Here is a 21,512-nt window from a genome sequence, read left to right as displayed (position 1 = left end):
TTCAAAAACCACGGTGGGCCCGAATGCAATTCGGGCCGAGCGCAGCGAGCAGGAAACAGACCGTGTCTGCGCTCGAATTAAAAACAGGATCTCCCATGCGCTCACTCACCATGCCGACGCTTCTTTGCTTCAGCCTTCTCGTCTCCGCCACCTCCAGCCGGGCACAAAACAACCAGCCCTTTCCAATGGTCACCACCGGCCAATCGATTCAGGCGGCCCTCGATGCCCAGCCGGGGCGGATGCTCTTCCTCCCCGCCGGCGATTATGAGATCTCGGAAAAACTGGTCATCCGCAGTGATGGCAGCGGCCTGTTTGGTCCGGGACGCATTATTCAGACGAACCCCGCAGCCCCGTTCATCGAAGTCGAACATCGAAAGGGAGTCCGGTTTCGTGACCTCGTTCTCACTCGACCGGAGGATAAACAGACGACCGCCATCGAAGCCATTAACCTGCGCGACTGTCAGGATCTGGTCCTCGACAACGTTACGGTACTGAATCATCGCACCCGGTCCGGCGTCTTCTATCTGCTCAACTGTCGCAACGCCACCATCCGCAACTGCACGATCACGAATTACATGCGGATCGCCGTCGACGACCGTACCGCGTCTCCCGACTGGGGCTACGCCTTTTACTGCATCGACGGCACCGGCATCGTCGTCAACGCCAGCACAGGCACCCTGATCCAGGGCAATCGTATCACCGAAACCGAACTGCTGCCCACACCCGCAGTCCAGCAGCAACACCAGCTCGGCCAGTTCGTCAAAAAGAACGCGACCAAAGGGACACTCACCAGCCAGGAGACCTGGGAACGCGAATCGGTCAAAAACTGGCACCAGGGATCGGCCATCATCGTCACTTCGCCCACCGCCAGCGATCGTACGCAGATCCTGGGCAACACAATCGAAAACGGTGCGCAGGGCATCGACCTGCACTCCGACCATGTCATCGTCGCCCAGAATATCGTCTCCAACTGCTTCGTTGGCATGAAAGCGATGCACGGCTCCCGCAACGTCACCATCATCGGCAACCAGTTCATCAAAAACGATCTCTGGAGTATCGGCCTGATGCCGGGCGCCGCCTCTCACGCGGCCCGCCAGGAATCACCATCAGAGTCGGCCTGCGTCGATAACAGCGATGGCGGTTCGATCATCGCGAACAATATTATCTCCCAGTTCGGCTTCGGCAACGCCCACTGGATCTGGGGCAGTCAGGGAAATCCGATCCTGCTCGACGAAGGTCAGAAACCAGACAACCCGCCTCTGTCCGACGTTGTCATCCAGGGAAACATCGTCCAGAATTCGGGTCGCTTCCACCCGGACAAAACAGAGCAGGGACCGCGCTACGTTTACGCCATCCGCATCGCCCGCAAAGCGACCGGCATTCATCTCTCCAACAACATCTTCGACCCGGGCCGCGAAGGCATCAGCAATGTGGAGTTGAAGCCATAGACAGTCTGACCCGCATTTACGCATTCTCCCTGAACATTGACTGCACTCCAAGGGAACTGTTGCAGTGGCTGATCGAGCAGCAATCGATGTATCGTTCCTCAGAACTTCCCGATTCGGCGGGAAAGCCGGGGCTGTTGTGTACGGTGCTTCCCCGCAATGAAAAACACAGACTCGCAGTTCAACATAAGTATGGTATCGATCCGAACGTCATTCTCTGGTGTGAAGTCGAAGAACGCAAAGATCACGGCCTCGGTCGGAAGCATCTGGTCCAACTGGCCGTCTCCTTACTGGTCTGGAAGCGAACCTCGGGAGTACTGGATCTGGTGTTATACAGCGTCGGCAGTAAATCGGGGGGAATCCTCTTATACAGGGACAATCAGATCGATGCCGACTGCACCGACCCCGCCTGGGAGAAAACCTGGACCACCGCCTTTGACAAAGCACGTCTACCGTTCAGACATCGCAGACTGCCCTCACTCATGACGGACTCCACCCATGAATGACATGCCGCCACCACACGCAAATGTCAAACCCCGCTTCCGCTTCTCAAACCTCTGGCACCATTAAAACGCCACAGTGTCTCACTGTAGCAGAGAATACCAGACAATGTTCAATCCCAGTTTCACGGCGTCTTCAGCGACATAGCCCGGGCAGGCGATGCGGTCTCCGTGTTCGATAGCGCAGCTCAGGTCGTAGCTGCTGTAGAGCACCGCCAGTCGACCATCGATTTCGATCCCCTCGATTTCAGGAGCGATGCGGGTCACCCGTTCCTCATTGGTTTTCGTCTGCAGATCAATCGGGTGACGGAAACGAACTTCCCGCAGTTCAAATCCGGTGTTACGCGAAAAGAGTTCGTGGTCGACGGGAATCCGCTTCAGACGTTTTCCCGGAAACAGCTGTTCGGCCAGTCGTCGGAAACTCTGATCGAATTCGTCTGCTCCACAACAGGCATCCGCAAACAGCACGCCCCCCTGTTTGAGGTAAGTGCGCAGCTTCTGCTGTTCACCCTGATCGAGGGCGAATCCATATCGGCCATGCAGATAGAGCAGGGGGTGGGCAAACAGTCGCTCGTCGGTCAATGACAGCAGTCGCGGTTTCGTCGCGACCTGCACCGCAGACACCTGGTTCATCGCCTGCAGCAATTTCTGTAGAGCCTGCGGGGCAGCATCCCATTCACCGGAATGGCGGATGCGGGCGATGTTCAGCAGCCGATGTTCAATCCGCTCCGCGTCGGTCTGCTTCCGCTCGGATGCGGTGCGCGGCAGCTCGCGGATCAACGTCCGTCCCGCCGTCAGGGCGCAGACATTCACACCCGTCTGCAGCGCACGTGTGAGGTACTTCTCGAACGGCGCAGGTCGATCTGCTCGCGTTACCGGCGACCATTTTTCCCAGAGACAGGTCAGGTCTTCTGGGGCATAGATAATCGCGGTTCGGCAGCCGGTCTCGGCCCCCAGAGTTCCACCAGCGGTGCACCACTCTGGCGATCACTCAACGGAAATTCGCTGCGATAGACGGGGTGCGAACCTTCCAGCTTCCGTAACTGCGTTTCACCTTCGGGATAAAGCCTCGCGACCAGTGACTGCATCGCCAGGTCCGGTGAAGGACTTCGGCAGCCTCCGACGGCAAACAGAAATCCGCCCTGCTGCAGATAGTCCCGCAACAGACGCGTCTGTGGTTCGGTCAACAGACCAGCGTCCGCAACATCGAGCACCACAACCGGCGCCAGTCCGAGGTCCTCAGGCCCGGCTCGTTGCATGTCGATCGACTGCCACGTCAATCGTTTCGGCCAGCCCTTGAGACGACTGGTAAATTGTGCCAGGTTCCAGGCCGCCGCCGGCGTGTCATGTGCCGACCCCGGAAGGTCGGCCTGATCCGCTCCGGTTCCCGTACCCCATTCCAGCCGACCGACGAGAATCGGCGTCAGACCCCGCGCGAGAAAATGCAGGGCATAACTGGTCGCCAGGATCTCACAGTCTTCCAGCAGAACTGGTGCCCCTTTCCAGGCACCCGTGATCGGATTCTGATGTGCGACCAGATACGCAGCCCCCTCGGAATACCAGTCGTGCCGTTGTCCGGTACTGCTGATGAAATAACGACGGCCTGTGAGCCGACCCACCCGTTCCAGGCAGTAAAGATAATAGAGGTAGCCGACCGAACCATCGGCCAGTGGGTCGGCACTGGGATTGTGTGTCACCGTGAAATGATCGCCCAGCCAGCGACAACCCGCTTCAACTGCTTCATCGCGGAACGGCAGACCACAGCAGTCCGGCTTGCCTGCTGCATTCAGATCGGCCTGCGCGGCGCGGAGCTGATGTTGAGTCGAAACCAGGTACGCGATTCCCGCTGCAGTGATTCCACCCCGGCTATATTGACTGTTCTGAGAACCCCAGCCCCCATCGGCACGCTGTCGCTTTAACCAGTGTTCACGGGCCCGCTGCCAGGTCGCGGACTGCACGGCCACTCCCTGCTGCGCCGCTTCATAGAGACCCAGTGCGGCGTAGTGTGCGTAGTTCTTCTCTGAGTTCCCAAAGCTCCAGGCACCGTCGTTGGTACCCTCGGATTGACCGGACTCCAGTTTCTCCGTGAAACGCTTCAGCAACACGAGGTCCTGCGGTTCACCCGCGGTGGCCAGCGTCTCCAGCATCAAGGCGATTTCATGCGTCTTGACGGGATCCTGCTGACGGAGCCACTTTAACCCCCGCTGAATTTCCGGTGCTTCGGGCGTCATCCCAGCGTGGAGCAGAGCGTGCAGCGTGAAGCTCGTCAGTACCAGCGTCTGTTGCGGACGCGCTGCGAGTTGCCAGCTGCCGTCGGTCTGCTGTTGTTTCAATAAATAGTGGCGCGCCTGTTCGATCGAGTTCAGGACCGCGTCCCGCGTGACCGGTTCCGCAGCCCGAACCGGGACAGACAACGATCCCCCCGCCATCAGGCAGACGCACAACAACAGAACAAAAAAGCGAACAGCGGTAAAGCGATCAGGCATCAATTCGAACCACGTGAAAGGTAACTGGCGACAGCTGGTCCGGCAGAAGAGGGGAAGTCAGGACGGATATGCTAAGTACTATCCTAATTCTGAGTCAGGGGGAGCGTCAATGTGCGTTTCCTCCCTGAAATAGAGCCTCAAATCGACGCGGAACGCCGTTTCCCTGAAAATCTCAGATTTTTTCCCGAAACCGCGTGAGATTCCAGACGGGACACCGCCTGAATGATATCAAGCCACTTTCAACCTTTTAGAACAGGATGTCAGAATGATGAATACGCCAGTCACCCAGCCTGCTGCTGAAATCGCCGCCTCGAACCGCAAAACACTGGTCATTCCGCTGCTCATCATCGCTATCGGCACCGGCTGGTTACTGACGACACTCAACATCGTGCCCGGACTCAACTGGATCTGGATTCTCGGCCTGGCGATCACCGGCCTGACCTCCTTCGCCGTCAGCGGAATCGACAAGTCCTCCGTCCTGATCGGCCCCTTCTTCCTCATCGCCAGCACCCTCTCCGTCCTGAGACAGATCGGCTACGTCACCTTCAATATCGAAATCCCGATCCTGGTGATCGTCATCGGCTGCCTGCTGCTCATCGCCCGCAGTCCTTCCATCCCGCTTCCCAAATGGATGGTCTTCGATTCCGCAGGCCACAGCGGAGAGTAAGCCGCGAACTCACAGCACAGGAATTCGGCTGGCGTACAGGAAATACCAGAAGAAGATCGCCGCAGCAAAGTTGACCGCGTAAGAAATCAGGCAGAGTCGTGCTTGACCCTCCGGATATTGAATCGAACCGAACAATATCAGAAAAGCAAAGCCAAAACAGACACACAGCATGGGAACCAGCGAAATACAGGTATCCAGAGCAGGCAGTAGAGGTCGCATCGTTTCATAAGGACCCAGGAATCGCAGCCCGCCGTGAAACAGGCAGAATAGAAACAGGGTCAACAGACACTGCAGATAGATCAGACCGCGTAACAGAGTCTGGGGATGCAGCAGCACCGCGCGGATTTTTCTGCCGAGTACGACGAGATGCTCCAGAGAAAACGCTTTTTGAGCCAGCTGAGTCTGCATAATTCGCACCCGAAATGAAGTAAGCCCGCTGTCATCATGATAGCGGGCTTTTGTCTTCAGATCCACAGGAGATCACGGTCGACCTTCAGTCGAAAACGCTTACTTCGATTCCAGGTCGAAGTTGATTGTGTTCTTGCCGGGTTCGACGGTGGCTTCCAGGGTGGTTTTCTTGTTGTATTTGTCGGGAACGGTTTCACTTCCCTGGGTGCCGAAGGGGTCTTCGTCTTCGTCAAGAGTCGTAATCTTGACGCTGTGTTTGCCGGGAACGGCTCCCATTTCGTCGCGAATGTAAATCAGTTCGTAATGACCCGAGTCATCCGTTTTGGCAGCGGACGCCCGTCCCGCATCCGGATAGAACCGCACATTCGCATTCGGCAGCGGCGCGCCGTCCATGGTTACCACTCCGGAAACCGTACCCAGTTCGGGCTGGTCATCGGGGGCGCCACCACAGGCGGTCAGCAACAGGGAAAGTGTCAAACTAAACATCAGCAGCAGCGTGTGTTTTGTCATCTTAAAAATACTCTGGATTGAGATAGAGAAATTAGGGAATGGCTGCAGTCCTTCTCGGTCTGCAGCAAAAGAGGCACAACGGCTCTCAGTTGAGAACCGTTGTGCTCAAGAATGTAGATTTCACGAAATTGGTGACGAGTAGTCGTCGAGGGAGGCGTGCTTAGAACTCGCCCAGTACGTTTCCATCACTCTCGTCATTCAACCATTCGTAGGTGTTCACGTCGATGTTTTCCGACAGGAAACGAACAGAACCGTCGGCCAGCATAATATGCACGCCGCCTACGTGAGGGCTTGACAGAGCGAACCGGTCTGCCACAGTGCGGGCACCACCGTTGATGAAGTCATCCGGTGCGTTGTAACCGATGAAGTAGACGTCTTCGGCCTGAAGACCCCGTTCCCAACCCCAGGAAGCCGTCCGGGCACCGATCCAGAGTTTACCCATGAATTCATCACAGGCGGCACCACCACAGCTGCCGGTTGTTCCGGTCTCGTCCTGGGTTCTTACTTCGCCGACCAGAATCGTATTGGTAGTTCCGTCGCGGAAATCACGAATCTGCAGCTTCTTGTTGACGCCCATCACGATGCGTTCCGTCGCATAGTTGGATTTACCAAAGCCTCCCTTGTCGGTATTGATGCCACCCATCGGATCAGACGGGCAGTTATACACGGGAATAATGGTTTTGGCGGAAGGGATGGAGGTCGAACCGGTATAGCCGATGTGCCAGTTCATGGTGAAACCGTTGGTCTCAGTTCCAATCAGGTTATACAGCGGAGTCTGATCCATGAAAGGCAGAATCATTGTGCCCCAGCCCAGACCATTCTTGTTGGCAGTTTCGGATGCGTCACCCAGCGTCTGATCGCCGTCGATCCAGCCGGGAGGGAAGGTGCGGTGTGTGTCGTGGTAATTGTGAAAGGCAACGCCCATCTGCTTCAGGTTATTTTTACAGGTACTGCGGCGGGCAGCTTCGCGCGCCTGTTGTACAGCTGGCAGCAAAAGGGCAATTAAGATAGCAATGATGGCGATAACAACCAGAAGCTCGATCAAGGTGAATCCACGCCAGCGAACGCCGCAGATCACACTACTGTTCCTCTTCATAAAGACATGACCTCAAATTTTAATAGAAATGTAATTGAAAATATTTGAGTCGCTCTCTTATGTTAGCCACACTCACTCTAGAAATTCAATAATATAGTTAAGAAAGAAAGTGTTTCCTAAGATAAATGTGTTTACTGTAGGAGGTATTTACCTGTCGTGAGAATGGGGCCTTGTTTACCGCTTCAGCATTCCGCAGGTAGATCCAAGTAACGTAAGTCTTATTATAAATAAGGTTACGTTTATTTATTCTTGGTCGGCGTGAGCTGACGCCGCGCACGACCGTGTCGGGGCTCCCGATCCAGGCAGGCTTGAAAGTCAGACCGGGCCGCCTCGGTTTTTCCCAACGCGAGCCGAATCAGACCCCGATCATACCATGCCTGGGGATCTGCGGGGTTCAGGGAGAGTGACTGATCGAGCAGGGCTTCCGCCTCTGCGAGCTGATTCTCGCGGTAAGCCAGCATCCCTTTGAGCCGCAAGGCCCGTGCGTGAGCTGCCATACTTGCCTCCGCCTGCCCCGCCTGTTCCAGGATGTCCGCAATCTGCTGATGCAGGTCCGGATCTTTGGTCAGCAGCCCCGCCCGCTGAGCCAGTTCTGCAGCCTGATCCCACTCGTCCTGCATCTCCAGAGACTGCGCCTGGTAGAGCAGGGTCTCGGCGTTGTGGATCTGCAGGTCGTTCAACTGCTGAATCGTCTTGCCGATCTGCTCGGGACGTTTTCGTTGCAGATTCACTTCCGCCAGTCGCATCAGAAAGATCGGATAATGCGTTGTGGGGCGGTTATCGAGCAGCGCGATCAGTTGTTCCAGTTCGCTCGCCAACTCATCCAGTGTGCCTCCCGAGATCCGCTGATTGAACTCTTCCACCCGTCGATCGATGCCATACTGCATTCGATAGGGCTCGATGAAATCGGAACCCGGATGCAAAGGCACCGAGTGCTGGGCCCGCGCCAGTGCAAGGGCACTCCGGTTGACCGCGTCCATGTCACCTTGTCTGCGATATGCCTGCAGTTCCAGTTCCCGGAATTTGAGTGACTGGGGCACCCGCTGTAACGATTCCTGAATCAGAGGCAGCGCTTCCTCAATGCGGTCCGAGCGGATCAACAGTTTGGCCAGCTGATAACGGGCCGGCAGGAAACCAAGGTTCTCACGGAAGATGGCTTCCGCTTTATCAGTCTGTTCCTCGCGCAGATAATTGCGACCGATTTCATAGCGGATCTGCATCCGCTCGCGATCGCCTTCGCGTCCTTCCTCTGCAGTCTCCAGCAGGCTCAGGTACTTGTCGGTACTCTCCGAGGTTCGCCCGGTCCGTTCCAGGCAATATGCGATGCGGCTTTCGGCCAGTCGGCTCGCGGGCATCAGCCGGGCAACCTGTTCGAAACAGAGTGCCGCATGACTGTAATATCCCTGGCCCAGTAGTGCTTCACCCAGCTGCATCCAGTCGTAAGGCGCATTGTCTTTCTGAACCTGCGTGACCAGCGGTTCGACATCTTCTACAAATAAAGGATCCATCAGCCGCGCTTCGGGCAGCATCGGTTCCGGTCGTGCAGCCCGCTGGTAGAACAGATATCCGCACCAGGCGCCTTCAATGATCAATAGCAGCATCAACGCGCGAAACAACATCAGCGACCCCCTTCCGCACGTTGCAGCCAGGCCGAAACCTGTCCGATGCGATCAAAGGGTTTCCGCATATTCAACGCACCAGCGGCAATGTCGGGCCGGCCATCCTGGTTCAGGTCACCCGTCGCAACCGTGACGAGATGGATCGGCTCACTGTCGATCTGCCAGCTTTTGAAGTTCTGCTGACCGTCATTTTCCAGCCAGACCAGGCTCGCATTCCCCGGCGTATACCAGTCGTTCGTCATACTCACCAGCACAACATCCAGGTCGCCGTCGCCGTCCAGGTCGGTCACATCCCCGGCATACGTGCCTCCCAGATTCGAGATGCGGTGCTGCTTAAACTTCCAGTCGCCCGTGTTCTCAAACCAGTAACATCCGTGGTAAGGCTGCGGGTACGCATCGAAGTCTTCAAGGTTGTCGCCCGCGGGGAGAATCAGATCCTGATCGCCATCCTGGTCGAGGTCGGCGTGAATCAGACCCGCACTGCCCAGGTCCATATTGGGCGTCATCCACAGGGACCGGGTTTTAAATTTTCCCTGGCCCAGATTTTCAAAGGCCACCAGCTCTTCTTCTTCCTGCGAGACGATCGTCGCGATATCCAGATCGCCGTCCCCGTCGAAGTCCGCCACGGGAACATGAATCGTCCCCGGCGCCCGATGCAGCAGATGATCCACAAATTGAAAGTTGCCCTGGTTCTCCAGCCAGAGGACTTCCCCGCGGTTGTAACCGAAGACGGCCACCGCCAGATCGAGGTCGCCATCCTGGTCGAAGTCGCCCGGTTGCACATCGGCAACGCGGCGGACGTCATCCAGAATCACATGCCTGACAAAACCGTCTTTCGTCTGTTCAAACAGCTCGACTTTGCCCACGACTCCATCATCGGGTTGAATGTTGCCCAGCACCGAAATCACCAGATCCAGATCGCCGTCGGCGTCTATATCCACGGCGGTCGCATGCGCGGGCGCAGCGACATCCTCAATCAGCGTGCGCGTCGTCTGGACTCCCTCTTCGTTGATCGAGATCAGCAGCACCCGGTTATAGCCGGCATCGCAGGCGAGAATCTCGTTTTTTCCGTCGCCGTCAAAATCGAGAATCTGCACGTTGGTAATCAAAGGCAGTTCTTTTGATGAACCCTCCGCACTCGCGGTCTGCAGACTCCCGCTACGATCGAAGTGCAGGGGGGATGCCGGATACGAAGTGCCTCCCGTGTAGAGTTCGGGCAGACTCCCCAGCGGTGGAACCAGGGGTAAGACAAACCAGGTCGCCAGAGGCAGCAGAATGACGGCCACCAGCATCAGTAGCGTCAAACCCGTGCGGTCCGGAATGTTCGGCTCTGGGTTCGTTTCGGGAGGAGGGCTGTTCTCGACGGCAGACATAAGCTCGGGCAGGTCAACGCGGAAGGAATAATATGAGTCTAATATCGCGACTGCACAGCGCTGCAGTCGCAATCATGGATCAATGCTAGTCCGCGCGCCGGGGAGTGTCAACAGGCGGTCCCGCGCCCGGCAAGCCCGAAATTGCGTTCCGCCGCGAATTTGCCAGACTGTGAAAAGAATAGACTCGCGTATCATGTGGACTTATGTATGATGGAAATAGACCCTTTCTCATTGCACTTCTGCGGAGTTGATTTCCATGATGGTTCGCACTGTTCTGCTCGCCGGCTGCGTCAGTTTTTTCTGGACCGGACCCGTCCAGGCCGGGATGCCCAGCGTCTCACTCGACCTGACTGACATCGCCCAGCTGCGTCTGCAGTCCATCTCCTTCTTCCTGATGGTGCTGCTGCTGAGCGCCCTGATTCTCAAACTCTGCTGGAATCTGCTGGCGAAAGATTTCCCGAAACTGCCCCGCATCTCCTATAAGGGCGCGCTCGGAGTTTCGGTGCTCTGGGGGCTGATGTTCCTGTTCGTGTTGACGATGATCTCGGGCGCACGCGAACTGCTGACCCCCGGTGCCTGGGAAAAGAGCGGACGCACGTATCGACTCGTGGAAGACAAACAACCGGACGACGCCTCCCTGGCAGCAGAGACCACACTCGACGAGCGACGTCGCAAGCTGGGTGAACTGCGGTCGGCACTTTTCATGCATGTCGCCACCCACCAGGGCAAATTCCCCGGCAAAGCAGACGAGACCACCTTCGCCAAAGAGTTCTGGCTGCAGCCCGGCCCGCTGCAGGCCCGGTACGGCTATGTCGCGGGCGACAAGCAAGCAGACCCTTCAGAGCCCCTCGCCTTCGAGCAGGCCATCTACGGCGACGACCAGCAGCTGATCCTGTTCACCGACGGGGCCATTAAGGTGCTTCCCACCACCAAAGCTCAGGATGTGCTCAATGGAAAATGAAGCAAAGAAATCGAAAGGACCAACAAAGACTGAGATCGGTGTTGTTTTCATGATCTTCCTGATGCTGTCATTAATGATGATCTGCTCCGGGATGGTTTTCCCGATTCAGATCATGATCTATCTCTCGCTGGGCTGGTACAGTTTTTTAAAGAGTATCCTTCCGCAGATGACTCCCTCCACAGCGGGACTGGTTACATCGCTGGTGCTGGTAGTCCTGCTGGCAGGCATCATTCAGATGCTGGGGCGCGCGGCGATGCGGTATTTCAACAGACAGAGTACGAAGAGCAAAGTACCATACTGGCGGTTTCGCTGGACGATCATCATGGTCGTCTTTCTGGTCCTCTCGTTTGTCGGGGGTTTTGCGGTCGTCGGAATCGCCCGGCAGACCAGTTGGATCGTCACAACAGAGCAAGCTCAGATTCGGTGGTCCGGAAATGAAATATCCCATCGTATTGAGTCAAGGAATAATCTGAAACAGATCAGCCTGGCGCTGCACAATTACCATGAGACGTTTTCTCAATTACCTCTTGGAGCCTCTTTCGATCAAACGGGACGCCCCCATCACAGCTGGGCGACGCGGCTGCTTCCTTTTCTGGATCAGGTCCCTTTGTATAATCAGATTGACTTTCACCAGCCCTGGAACGCGGAAGTGAATCGCGAACCGTTTCAGGTGTCGCTGTCCTGCTTTCGCAATCCAGGAGTCAGATCAGCCCGCGAGAGCATACCGGCGTCGGGCCGATATCAGCCCTCTCATTACGCTGCCAATGCACGAGTGCTGAGTATCAACTCCGGTCTGTCGTACCAGATGATCGAAGACGGCACATCACATACAATTCTGGCGGGCGAGGTCCATTCCGACTTCAAGCCCTGGGGGAATCCACTCAATCTTCGCGATCCGGCACTGGGAATCAACGCCCACCCGCGCGGTTTTGGCAGTCCGTTCAAAGGCGGTGTCCATTTTTTGCTGGGAGATGGATCTGTGCGTTTCATTTCTGAAAACATCGATCCGGCCGTGCTTAAAGCACTTGCGACACCCAACGGCGGCGAAGACATGGACCGTTTTCAGGAGGACTGGTAAAGCCATGTCGAACGAAACGAAAACCGTTCCCCGTCCTGCCCGCGGCCTGGGCTTCAAACTGCTGATTGCGGCTGGCTGCCTGATGATCCTGTTTGCGCTGCTGGTTTACTGTTTCTTCCTGCTGCTGTTGGGAGTCGTCTATCCCTTCCGTGTCGGGTATCACCTGCTGGCCGGCTGGTATCTGTATCTGCAGCGCGTGGGGAACAGTTTAAGTAGTTCTCCTACACAGGTCGTCTGGTGTGTCATCATGATCGTTCTCATGGGCGCAGTTCTACATCTGTTATTAAAACGAGGCTATCGCCTGCGATTTCAGTCAGAGAATTCACCGGCAGTCTGGCAACCACGGTGGACCTGTGCCATCCTGGCGTTGTTGCTGCTGCTGTTGGGCAGCAGCTTTGCAGTGACCGAGCTGACGCAACAGGTCTGGGCGCTGGCCACCAGTCAGGAACGAATCTCATTCGCGTTTGACAGTCAAGGCGGCTGGAAGCGTGAGCAGTCCGGCGATCAACTCGCAGAACTCGGGCTGGCGCTGCACAGTCACCAGGATGTCTATGGGCACTTTCCGGCAGGGGGCACCTTCGATCAAACCGGTCAGCCCCAGCACAGCTGGCTCACACACCTGCTCCCCTTCCTGGGGGAAGAGCAGCTCTATCGTCAGATCGACCTCGACCAGCCCTGGTCAGCCGACGCCAACCGTAGCCCTTTTCAACAGCCCTTGTACTACTGCCTGAATCCCGGTCTGCGGGAGACCTACCGCGGGGGAACCGAGGGCGAACCGACTTCTGCAGGCTACCAGCCCGCGCAATACGCGGCCAATTCGCATGTCATGAATGCGAATGCGGCGCCGGGTTTTCAGGAGATCAGTGACGGCAGTTCGAATACGCTGCTCGCAGGAGAAGTGAACGCGCAGTTCAAGGCCTGGGGTGATCCAACCAACTTCCGCGATCCAACGCGGGGCATCAACGCCGACCCGCATGGTTTTGGCGGTCCCTTTCAGGGCGGTGCCCAGTTTTTGATGGTCGACGGCTCCGTCCGTTTCATCAATGAAGACATCGATCCCGCCATCCTCAAAGCCCTTGCAACACCCAATGGTGGTGAACCGGTGGGGGAGGGGAGTGTGGCACCATGACAGATGACTTCCACAAAACCGGGCGGGATGTTGCAGAAACGGAGATCACCTGGGGCTATCGTCTGACGCGGCTGGAAACGTTGGGTCTGTTACTGATCCTGATTGCCGTGCTGGGATTTTTCCAAATCATGTTTCCACTGCTCCTCGGGTTCCTGTTCCTGACGGGTTGGGCCGTTTACCTCTGGCGGTTCCTCTCCCTCTGGACCTTTACGGTGCCGCAGTTCCTCTGGTGTTGTGGTCTGCTGCTGGCGGTGGCACTCGTCGCTCATCTTTTGCTGAACGGTCTCTACCACCGGATCCAGTCTACCCGAGTTGATCATTTACAGACTTCCGTGACAACAAACTGGAAGAAACGCTGGACGGTCTCACTCCTGGTACTGGTTCTGAGTCTCGCGGGTTTCAGCTTTGCGCTGCTGGGACTGAAACAGACGGTTCAGGAACTGGTGACCACAAACGAGCGACTGCTGCTGGTTCACAAGGGAAGGGGCAGGTACCGTCGCAATGAAACCCGCTACCATCTCAAGCAGTTGGGCCTCGCGATGCACAACTATCACGAGACGATGTCCCGTTTCCCTCCCGGCGGAATTTTTGATCGTGCCGGCCAGCCGCAGCACAGCTGGATCACACAACTGCTGCCCTTTCTGGATCAGGCCTACCTGTATAACCAGATCAATTTCGAGCAACCCTGGACTGCAACGGACAATCGTCCGCATTTCGAGAACAGGTTACCTGTCCTGCAAAACCCGAAGTTAAACTATGATTATCAGCCAGGCGATCTCAGTCGAGACGATGCGCACCGCCTCAAGCCGGCACATTATGCTGCGAATTCCCAGGTATTCAATGTGAATTCGGCACCGAAGATTCAGGAGATCAGAGACGGCACTGCGAACACTCTGCTGGCAGGCGAGGTGAATTCCCAAATCAAAGCCTGGGGTGATCCGACCAACTTCCGCGATCCCACACGTGGTATCAACGCCGACCCTCAAGGATTCGGCAGCCCTTCGACAGGCGGCGCCTATTTTCTACTGGGAGACGGCTCCGTCCGTTTCATCAATGAAAACATCGATCCGGCAGTCCTCAAAGCACTGGCAACACCCGACGGTGGTGAACCAGTGGGGGAGTATTAAGCGATGCAGGAAAACAACGCCACCAGCACAACGGAAACAGAACCGCAGCCGTTGATTACCGTAGAGCGGTTCTGGATCGGACTGGTGGTCGTCCTGTTGTTGCTCGGTCTGACTCTCTTCCTGGGACTGTTCTTTCTGCCGCAGACAGTTTACACACTGACGCTCGGCTGGATCAGTTACCTCTGGCGCGTCGTGCCCACGTTGACCCTTTCAATTTCAGGGACACTCTGGTTCCTCTGCACCCTGAGTCTGTTCCTGATCGGAGTCCATCTGGTGGGCCGAAAACTGTTTCGAGGAACGCCGGACACCGTGAAGCGGATTGAGTCAACGAAGCGCGTTTCGCGGTGGAGACTGCGCTGGACGGCGACCCTGGTCAGCCTGTTGCTGGTTCTGATCACCAGCGGCATCAGTCTGATTGGAATCTCGCATCAGCTGTGGTGGATGGCTGCTGGAGATCAGAGGGCTCTACTCAGAGAGCGTCCCCTCTCCCTGTTTTATCCGGTTGCTTTCATCGAAGGTCAGAGACGCCGGGCTTCTCTCAGCCACCTCAAGCAGATCGGCCTGGGAATGCACAATTATCATGGGGAGCATGACCAGTTACCGATAGGGGCAACCGTCGATGCCACCGGCAATCCACACCACGGCTGGGTGGCGCGGATCTTACCCTATCTGGACCAGCCGGATCTGTTCCAGCAGATCGACTTCAATCAGCCCTGGACGGCCGAGGAGAATCGTCAGGTTTTCGAAAAGCCGCTTCGTGTATTGGAGAATCCGGGCTTGAGCTACGACTTCAAACCAGGAGACATTCAACAGACTGACCGCTCTCGTTACAGGCCGGCGCATTACGCGGCCAATCAACGACTGCTGGGCCTCAATGGCGGTCTGAGAATCCGCGACATCAAGGATGGCACATCACATACGATCATGGGAGGGGAAGTCAAAGCGGGCATTCGAGCCTGGGGAAATCCCCTGAATATCCGCGACCCCGCGCGGGGCATCAACCAGGGACCTGGAACGTTCGCAGGGCCCTTTGGACCCGGAGCCAATGTCTTAATCGCGGATGGCAGTGTTCGCTTCCTTTCTGAAGACATCGATCCGGCTGTGCTCAAGGCGCTGAGCACACCTGACGGTCGGGAAGTGCTGGAGGAAAATCCATCTCCGTCAGGAAACACGAAAGGAGGGCAGCGTGAGCACTGAATCAGAACCATCTACCAAAGTACAGCGCGCCTTCCTCTCTGCCATGGCACTGGTGACGTTCCTTTTTCTGGTCTCGTGCGCGGGAATGGCTTTTCTCGTTCAGACACTGTTTCAGCTGGCAACCGGCTGGATTCCCTATCTGAAACAAACCCTGCCCACGCTGACCGTTTCAGCTTCCGGCGTGATATGGTTTCTGTTCTGTATGGCCCTCTTCGTAACCGGACTGCACCTGGCCTGCCGGGGCGTCTATCGTGGAAAACAGGAAACCGCGGCCGCAGAGGAGAACCGCAGCTGGCAACTGCGCTGGTCGTTCTCACTGGTAGCACTGCTGCTGGTCCTGGTAACCAGTGGCATCTGTCTGATCGGCGTTTCGCATCAACTCTGGTGGATGGCGACCGGAAAAGACAGGCTGTTATATCAGGGAGGCATGACCGCCGCCCGTCGCTCGTTTTCCAAAAATAATCTCAGGCAGATCGGATTGGGTCTGCATCATTACCAGGACGCGCATGACCATTTACCCGACGGAGGTACTTTCAGTGAAACGGGCCAGCCTCAGCATGGCTGGGTGGCACAAATACTGCCTTACCTGGATCAACAGGACCTGTACCAGCAGATCGATTTTCACCAGCCCTGGACGGACGAAGTCAACCGTAAAGCTTACGAAACCAGATTGCCTATGATGGTGAGCCCGGGGATGATGTCTGATTTTATTCAGCAGGAAGTACCTCGCGCAGACAATGATCGTTATCCGCCCGCCCACTACGCCGCCAACAGCCGTGTGCTGGGTATCAATTCCAGGATGAGTCTGCGCGATATCACCGATGGCACTTCCAATACCATTTTCGGAGGGGAAGTCAGAGAGGGGATTCGTGCCTGGGGAAGCCCTCTCAACTATCGTGATCCCGCACGGGGGATCAATCAGCAGCCAGACAGCTTCGGCAGCCATTTCATTGTGGACAGCAAAACCGGGGCGCAAATGCTGTTCGGTGATGGATCGGTGCGATTCGTTTCTGATGACATCGATCCCGAAGTACTCAAAAGGCTGAGTACGCCTGCAGGTGGGGAAGTGACCTGCGAGGAATGGATGGAGGGAAACCGGTGACAGGCAGGCAGAACAGACATGATTGAAATCGTCCGCATCTCGTATACGTATCCGCCGCGCTCGGAAGAGAACTACCGTTTCGAGGGATACTTCATCTTTATCGTCGTCCTGCTGATCGGCTTGCCGATGCTCTGCATGGTTCCGGTTCTGCCTCTACTCTATGTGTGCGAACGCTGGACCGGGGAGGAAAATCTGTTACTAAATCGGCTGGTACTGCTTGGTGCCGCCGGCCTGGGTCTGGTAGCGGGATTCTGGTATCTGCTCAAACTCCGTGCCGAGGACCTGCAGCGCTGGAAAACCAGGCAGGAAAGTCGCCAGCGGGATGCCGCGGATAGCGTGGCGGAACAGGTGACGATCCGCAATATCTACCAGTACTGGTCGGTCACATCCTACGAGCCTGCGGCCGGTTTTTTAATCCATACCCGCGAAGGTGAGTGGTTCTATCTGTTTGATCAACGACTGGATGATTTTGAAGAAGATGCCTTTCCCCGCAGTGAAGTCACGCTGCTGAGAGCCCCGCATACCAGAACCATTCTGGAGATCAAGACCGCCGGGGATGAGGTCGATTTCGTGGATTTCGTAGAAGACGAATTCATTCATGAGCATGGCGGCGATCACGGGTTTGGCTCACTGGAGCCCACGGTCTGTGAATCGTTAAATCAGGACGGGAACAATTCAGAAAGGTGATACAAGACTGTGGTAGATCGTCTGCTGGCCATTGGTGATATTCACGGTTGTCTGACCGCGCTGGAACTGCTGCTAGAGAAAGTGCAGCCGACTTCCAGGGACCAGGTGATCGTCCTGGGCGACATTGTCTCCCGCGGCCTGGATACGCGAGGCTGCATCGAACTCCTGATGGAACTGCAGACCCGCGTGCCCCTGCTCTGCCTGATGGGAAATCACGAAGAGTTCATGCTCGATGCCCGTGATGATGACATCGCCTGTGGCAGCTGGCTTTACTTCGGCGGTGAAGAGACGCTGCTCTCTTACGATCCTGAATACGCAGAGGCCCGCATCGAGAACGTGCTGGAGACGCATTGGGAATTCATTGAAAGTTTTCCGGACTATTATGAGACAGAACATGAGATCTTCGTGCATGGCATGGTCGATCCGGATCTCCCACTGACTGAACAGGACACGAATGAATTCCGCTGGCGCAAATTTGAAGACGTTCGCCCGCACATTTCCGGAAAGCAGGTAATCTGTGGCCATACCTCGCAGAAGTCAGGTCTCCCCCTGAATCTGCAGCATTCCATCTGCATCGACACCAACGCCTGTCGTGGCGGCTGGCTGACCTGTCTCGATGTCACAGGTGAAGTTGCACACCAGACCAGCGAAGCGGGAGAGTACCGGATGCTCGACATGAACACAATCGTGGAAGATTAAACGGTTTCCCGCAGCTGGTAGAATGAATTAACTGCCGGCTGCCCGGTAAAATTGGGCCCCGCCTGATCCGAAGCACCCGCGTAACGACAGGGAAAGCGAATGTCTTGCTGTCCCGCGCAGGTCACCAGGTGTGTCCGCAAATGGTATTGAAAGAATCGTCGCCTCAGAAATTCCCGTTTGTCTGCAGTCGTCCATGTCCCTTCCACGGTTTGCAGATTCTCCAGATCCAGATGAGCCAGGAACTGGCCTTCGGAAGAGAGCCAGCCCGCGGCGCGGGCCAGTAGCGAAAGTTTATCGCCCACATAATGCAGACCATGCACGCAGGTAATCAGATCGAACCGTTCGTCCGTATCCCAGTCATGCAGGGAGGCGGTCTGCAGACGAAGTGCATTCCCTGCGTCAGGGGCTGGCAGAAACAGATTTACCAGATCGATGCCTCGAATCTGAACCTGTGTGGACAGTCCCGCTTGTTGGAAATGTTCGTAAGCCTGAATCAAGGCCCGTCCCGATCCACAGCAGAGATCCAGCCAGCGCACGGTCTGTCCTGTTTGGATTTTCTCTGTCAGAAATTCGAGGGGATTGAGTTTCAGGTCGGCGGTGTAGCTGTTGGTCCCGGTGATTTCGCGTTCGCGATTCATGCGGCAGTTCGCAGCCACGTCCGACCATTCAAGTTCTTCATCTGACAGCAGGCTGCGTTTTTTCTCAGCGGTCATTTCTTAATCTGTGCTTCGAGTTCACGATACTCTTTTTTCAGATCGACATTACCGAGTTCGGGATAGAGCAGGCGGGTCACGCCGATCAGTTTTTTTGCGGCGTCCGTGTCCCCCGATTCATACAGGGAGCGAATTACATGCAGGCGTGCGTCGAGCCAGGGGACGGTACCCGCTTTCTCGGCTGCTTCCAGATCGCGCCATTTGGGAATCGCCTGTCGCAGACATTCCTTGGTGCCACACCGTTCGAGCAGCAGCGCGACCTGCCTGATCAGCGCGGTGTCGCGGGGCGACTGTTTCAACAGGGTCTGGTAATACTCCAGGGCGCGGATCGGTCGATCGACGGCGAGATAGGCTTCCGCCAGGCAGAGGTCGAGCTGTCGTGCCTGTTGCGGCGTGAGTTCATCGCGACGATTGGCCAGCTTCTCGGCCGACTGCAGTTGCAGCATGCCCAGTTCCCTGCGGACCGACGGGCTGAGATCCAGGTCAATCTGCGAAACCCCGTTCAACACGGAGAGCAGTTCGCTCGTCCCCGCGTTCTCCAGGCTGGCCACCAGCGAACGTGCTTCAGACGGTTTTCCCTGACCGGCCAGCGCGATGATCTGCAGCCGGAGTGCCTGGCTGGAAATCCGATTCCAGCCCTGGATGGCCCGGGTCGTCTGGGCTACGCTCTCGGGCGATTGTTCGCTGTTCCGCTTCAGTTCTTCCGGCTTGGTCTCCGCGGTGTGGATGAGCAGATCCAGCAGGCGATGTGCTTTGTCGTATTCGGGAGGCGAGTCATTGAGATAGATCCGCGTCAGCCGAAGTGCGATTTCGGACTGCGACAGCAGAATGGCGTCATCGCTTTCCTGGGGATAGCGTGCCAGGTATTTTTCCAGCACGTCCATTGCCTCCTGTCGCCAGGCACGCGTCGGTTTATCGAGGGCTGCGAGTCTGAGCAGAATCTGTTCGTAACAGCGGGCGACACCCAGGTGTGCGTCGGCTGCTTTGGGATGATTCTCTGGAATTTCTGAATAGAGGACGAGCGCCTTGGAGTACTGCAGGCGGGACTCCTCCAGCCGGGCCAGCATCCAGCCGGCTTCGTAATAGGCCTTGTCCATCGAAAACATCTTGCGGACATTTTCCAGCGCGTCGGTATAAGCCAGGCGACGCGACTTGGTGCGGTTCTGCGAATAGAGCTGACCCAGGCACCACGCGGAAAGCAGGCTCGCATCAGAGGCTTTCGCAACCCCGCTGAATCGTTGTGCCAGCGACTGGAACTGCTCTGCCGCTTTCGCATACTCTTTTTGATTGAGCTGCAGCGAGGCACTGGTGAAACCCAGCTCGAACGCGAGATCGGTTTTGCCTTCTTCGGCCGCCTGCTTCGCGGTTTTGTCGTAAGCGGTAATCGCTTCGGGAATTTTGCCTTCCGCATAGAGCAACTGTGCGCGTTGCAGACTGTCTGACAATCGGCTGCCATACTCCTGGATCTGCTCCTGGCGACTGACCAGCAGCTTCGCCCGTTGTGACCAGTAACCCGGGTGGGCTTCGGCGAGTTGTGCCGACCTTTGTTGAATCTGTCGCCAGAGCTCGTCGGCGAGTTCCTTCTGTTGCTGATCGGCGGCGAGGTGGTGCAGTTTCAGCAGGGCATCGATTTCCAGGAAGCCGAGCTCACTGGAGTAGCGGCCCTGTTTCTGTCGGTGCTGGATGATCTGGGTGGCTGCCTGCTGGGGCTTATTCTGGGCGAGCAGAATCCGCATCGATTCGAGGAACACCGGCTCATCCAGATAGGGCGGGTGCTGGTCCTTGATCAATCCCTGAATCGCACGTTCGGCGGCGTCAGCATCGCCTTCCAGTCGTTCGCATTCGATGAGCGCCAGTCTGCTATCCCAGGTGATCTTGAGAGTCGTCGCGCGGCGGGACAGCGGTTCCAGCCAGGTCCGGGCCGCTGAGAGACTCATTTTCCGTTTGGGACTCTCGGGGTGATACAGGCCCGCCAGCAGCATGTCGGCCCGTGCGATCAGCAGCTGATACTCAAGCAGGCTGTCCCGCACCGTGGCGACCGAGAGTACTGTAAAATCCTGTTTGGCGCCCGCTTTGTTGAGCAGTTTCTGAATCTGCTGTTCGGAGAGTGTCAGCTGACTGACGGCCCGATCCAGCGCGTCGATGGCGCTGTCGCGAAGCGATGCATTCTGTGGTATCGCCTGTGACTGCCAGTAGAGCAGCGATGCCTGCAGGAAGGTAATCCGCGCGCGCTCGGCCCGAAACACAGGCAGGTCCGACCAGCGGGGATAATCGCGTTCGATCTGCGCAATGGTCTCCTCGGCCCGTTTCCAGAGTTCGGGTTGTTCGGAGGGAGTGGCAGCACTGGCGTGGGCGGCCAGCGTGCGGATGAGCTCGAGGGAATAACGGGCCCGCTCCGGATCAGAGAGACGCTGCCGGGACAGTTCGTTCAGACAGAAGCCTTCTGCGATGCCAAACAGGTGGCGGGATCTGAGTCCTTCAAAATAGGTGCGCGTCGGATCCTCAGCCTGGCAGAGACTATTGAGCGTACAGACCAGCACGATCCCGCAGAGCCATCTGCAGAGCGCACCGGTTCTGCGCGGTGTATAGGCAGAGCGGGTGGCATATGGTGATCGCTGCGGCATGAACTCAATCGAATTAGAACAGGGAAATCAGACGAGAGGACCGGCGAAGGTGTTCCTTCTACAGGTCATCATATACGGAATGCTCCAGTTC

At 56.8% G+C, this 21,512-nt stretch carries 20 protein-coding genes; 11 read left to right on the top strand and 9 right to left on the bottom strand.

The window, feature by feature from the left end; translation table 11 throughout:
- Nucleotides 1-95 precede the first annotated feature (95 nt).
- Nucleotides 96-1,448 (top strand): right-handed parallel beta-helix repeat-containing protein, encoded by a 1,353-nt coding sequence (locus F1728_RS13585; protein ID WP_228030736.1) that lies wholly within the window; start codon nucleotides 96-98, stop codon nucleotides 1,446-1,448.
- An 86-nt stretch (nucleotides 1,449-1,534) separates the two neighbouring features.
- The gene (locus F1728_RS13580; protein WP_155364559.1) at nucleotides 1,535-1,951 is read left to right on the top strand and encodes a hypothetical protein; all 417 of its coding nucleotides are present in this window, start codon (nucleotides 1,535-1,537) and stop codon (nucleotides 1,949-1,951) included.
- A gap of 78 nt (nucleotides 1,952-2,029) precedes the next feature.
- Here the strand turns inward: F1728_RS13580 and F1728_RS13575 are convergent, their stop codons facing one another.
- Together F1728_RS13575 and F1728_RS13570 are read right to left on the bottom strand one after the other, a co-directional pair.
- Nucleotides 2,030-2,758 carry a DUF4159 domain-containing protein gene (locus tag F1728_RS13575; RefSeq protein WP_194242811.1) on the bottom strand — a complete coding sequence of 243 codons (729 nt, stop codon included), beginning with the start codon at nucleotides 2,756-2,758 and terminating at the stop codon, nucleotides 2,030-2,032.
- Nucleotides 2,759-2,847: 89 nt separating this feature from the next.
- Nucleotides 2,848-4,431: a DUF4159 domain-containing protein gene (locus F1728_RS13570; protein WP_155364557.1), complete on the bottom strand. Its 1,584-nt coding sequence runs from the start codon at nucleotides 4,429-4,431 to the stop codon at nucleotides 2,848-2,850.
- A 265-nt stretch (nucleotides 4,432-4,696) separates the two neighbouring features.
- Here F1728_RS13570 and F1728_RS13565 point away from each other — a divergent pair, with 265 nt between their 5' ends.
- Entirely contained in the window at nucleotides 4,697-5,098 is a 402-nt protein-coding gene (locus F1728_RS13565) for a hypothetical protein (protein WP_155364556.1), read from the top strand.
- 9 nt (nucleotides 5,099-5,107) lie between these two features.
- On the opposite strand, the gene F1728_RS13560 is transcribed toward F1728_RS13565, so the two are convergent.
- The 5 genes from F1728_RS13560 to F1728_RS13540 form a co-directional block, all read right to left on the bottom strand.
- Entirely contained in the window at nucleotides 5,108-5,506 is a 399-nt protein-coding gene (locus tag F1728_RS13560; protein WP_155364555.1) for a hypothetical protein, read from the bottom strand.
- A gap of 99 nt (nucleotides 5,507-5,605) precedes the next feature.
- Nucleotides 5,606-6,016, bottom strand: coding sequence for a carboxypeptidase-like regulatory domain-containing protein (locus tag F1728_RS13555; protein ID WP_155364554.1), 411 nt, complete (start codon nucleotides 6,014-6,016; stop codon nucleotides 5,606-5,608).
- A gap of 160 nt (nucleotides 6,017-6,176) precedes the next feature.
- Nucleotides 6,177-7,112 (bottom strand): DUF1559 domain-containing protein, encoded by a 936-nt coding sequence (locus F1728_RS13550; protein WP_155364553.1) that lies wholly within the window; start codon nucleotides 7,110-7,112, stop codon nucleotides 6,177-6,179.
- Between the two features lie 239 nt (nucleotides 7,113-7,351).
- Nucleotides 7,352-8,731 (bottom strand): tetratricopeptide repeat protein, encoded by a 1,380-nt coding sequence (locus tag F1728_RS13545; protein ID WP_155364552.1) that lies wholly within the window; start codon nucleotides 8,729-8,731, stop codon nucleotides 7,352-7,354.
- Complete coding sequence (locus F1728_RS13540; RefSeq protein ID WP_155367384.1) at nucleotides 8,731-10,104, bottom strand: FG-GAP repeat domain-containing protein; 1,374 nt, start codon at nucleotides 10,102-10,104, stop codon at nucleotides 8,731-8,733. The genes F1728_RS13545 and F1728_RS13540 overlap by 1 nt, the downstream gene beginning before the upstream one ends.
- 256 nt (nucleotides 10,105-10,360) lie before the next feature.
- On the opposite strand from F1728_RS13540, the gene F1728_RS13535 reads away from it, so the two are divergent.
- Genes F1728_RS13535 through F1728_RS13500 form a run of 8 tightly spaced genes read left to right on the top strand, consistent with a single transcriptional unit; the run spans nucleotide 10,361 to nucleotide 18,084 of the window.
- On the top strand, nucleotides 10,361-11,065 hold the full coding sequence (locus F1728_RS13535) for a hypothetical protein (RefSeq protein WP_155364551.1): 705 nt from the start codon (nucleotides 10,361-10,363) through the stop codon (nucleotides 11,063-11,065).
- Nucleotides 11,055-12,143: a DUF1559 domain-containing protein gene (locus tag F1728_RS13530; protein WP_194242810.1), complete on the top strand. Its 1,089-nt coding sequence runs from the start codon at nucleotides 11,055-11,057 to the stop codon at nucleotides 12,141-12,143. The genes F1728_RS13535 and F1728_RS13530 overlap by 11 nt, the downstream gene beginning before the upstream one ends.
- A 4-nt stretch (nucleotides 12,144-12,147) precedes the next feature.
- Complete coding sequence (locus F1728_RS13525) at nucleotides 12,148-13,272, top strand: DUF1559 family PulG-like putative transporter (protein ID WP_194242809.1); 1,125 nt, start codon at nucleotides 12,148-12,150, stop codon at nucleotides 13,270-13,272.
- Nucleotides 13,269-14,399, top strand: a complete 1,131-nt coding sequence (locus tag F1728_RS13520; RefSeq protein ID WP_155364548.1) for a DUF1559 domain-containing protein — start codon at nucleotides 13,269-13,271, stop codon at nucleotides 14,397-14,399. Before F1728_RS13525 ends, F1728_RS13520 begins: the two co-directional genes overlap by 4 nt.
- Before the next feature lie 3 nt (nucleotides 14,400-14,402).
- Complete coding sequence (locus F1728_RS13515) at nucleotides 14,403-15,596, top strand: DUF1559 domain-containing protein (protein WP_155364547.1); 1,194 nt, start codon at nucleotides 14,403-14,405, stop codon at nucleotides 15,594-15,596.
- Nucleotides 15,586-16,698: a DUF1559 domain-containing protein gene (locus tag F1728_RS13510; protein WP_155364546.1), complete on the top strand. Its 1,113-nt coding sequence runs from the start codon at nucleotides 15,586-15,588 to the stop codon at nucleotides 16,696-16,698. Before F1728_RS13515 ends, F1728_RS13510 begins: the two co-directional genes overlap by 11 nt.
- Before the next feature lie 18 nt (nucleotides 16,699-16,716).
- Entirely contained in the window at nucleotides 16,717-17,385 is a 669-nt protein-coding gene (locus F1728_RS13505) for a hypothetical protein (RefSeq protein WP_155364545.1), read from the top strand.
- Between the two features lie 9 nt (nucleotides 17,386-17,394).
- Nucleotides 17,395-18,084 (top strand): metallophosphoesterase family protein, encoded by a 690-nt coding sequence (locus F1728_RS13500; RefSeq protein ID WP_155364544.1) that lies wholly within the window; start codon nucleotides 17,395-17,397, stop codon nucleotides 18,082-18,084.
- On the opposite strand, the gene F1728_RS13495 is transcribed toward F1728_RS13500, so the two are convergent.
- Nucleotides 18,081-18,797: a class I SAM-dependent methyltransferase gene (locus F1728_RS13495; protein WP_155364543.1), complete on the bottom strand. Its 717-nt coding sequence runs from the start codon at nucleotides 18,795-18,797 to the stop codon at nucleotides 18,081-18,083. The genes F1728_RS13500 and F1728_RS13495 overlap by 4 nt on opposite strands.
- Nucleotides 18,794-21,421 carry a tetratricopeptide repeat protein gene (locus tag F1728_RS13490; RefSeq protein WP_155364542.1) on the bottom strand — a complete coding sequence of 876 codons (2,628 nt, stop codon included), beginning with the start codon at nucleotides 21,419-21,421 and terminating at the stop codon, nucleotides 18,794-18,796. Before F1728_RS13490 ends, F1728_RS13495 begins: the two co-directional genes overlap by 4 nt.
- Between the last annotated feature and the right edge of the window lie 91 nt (nucleotides 21,422-21,512).

The sequence above is a fragment of the Gimesia benthica genome, assembly GCF_009720525.1.
Classification (GTDB): domain Bacteria; phylum Planctomycetota; class Planctomycetia; order Planctomycetales; family Planctomycetaceae; genus Gimesia; species Gimesia benthica.
The sequence above is the reverse complement of the archived record's forward strand: the minus strand, read 5'-3'. Positions and strand labels throughout refer to the sequence as shown.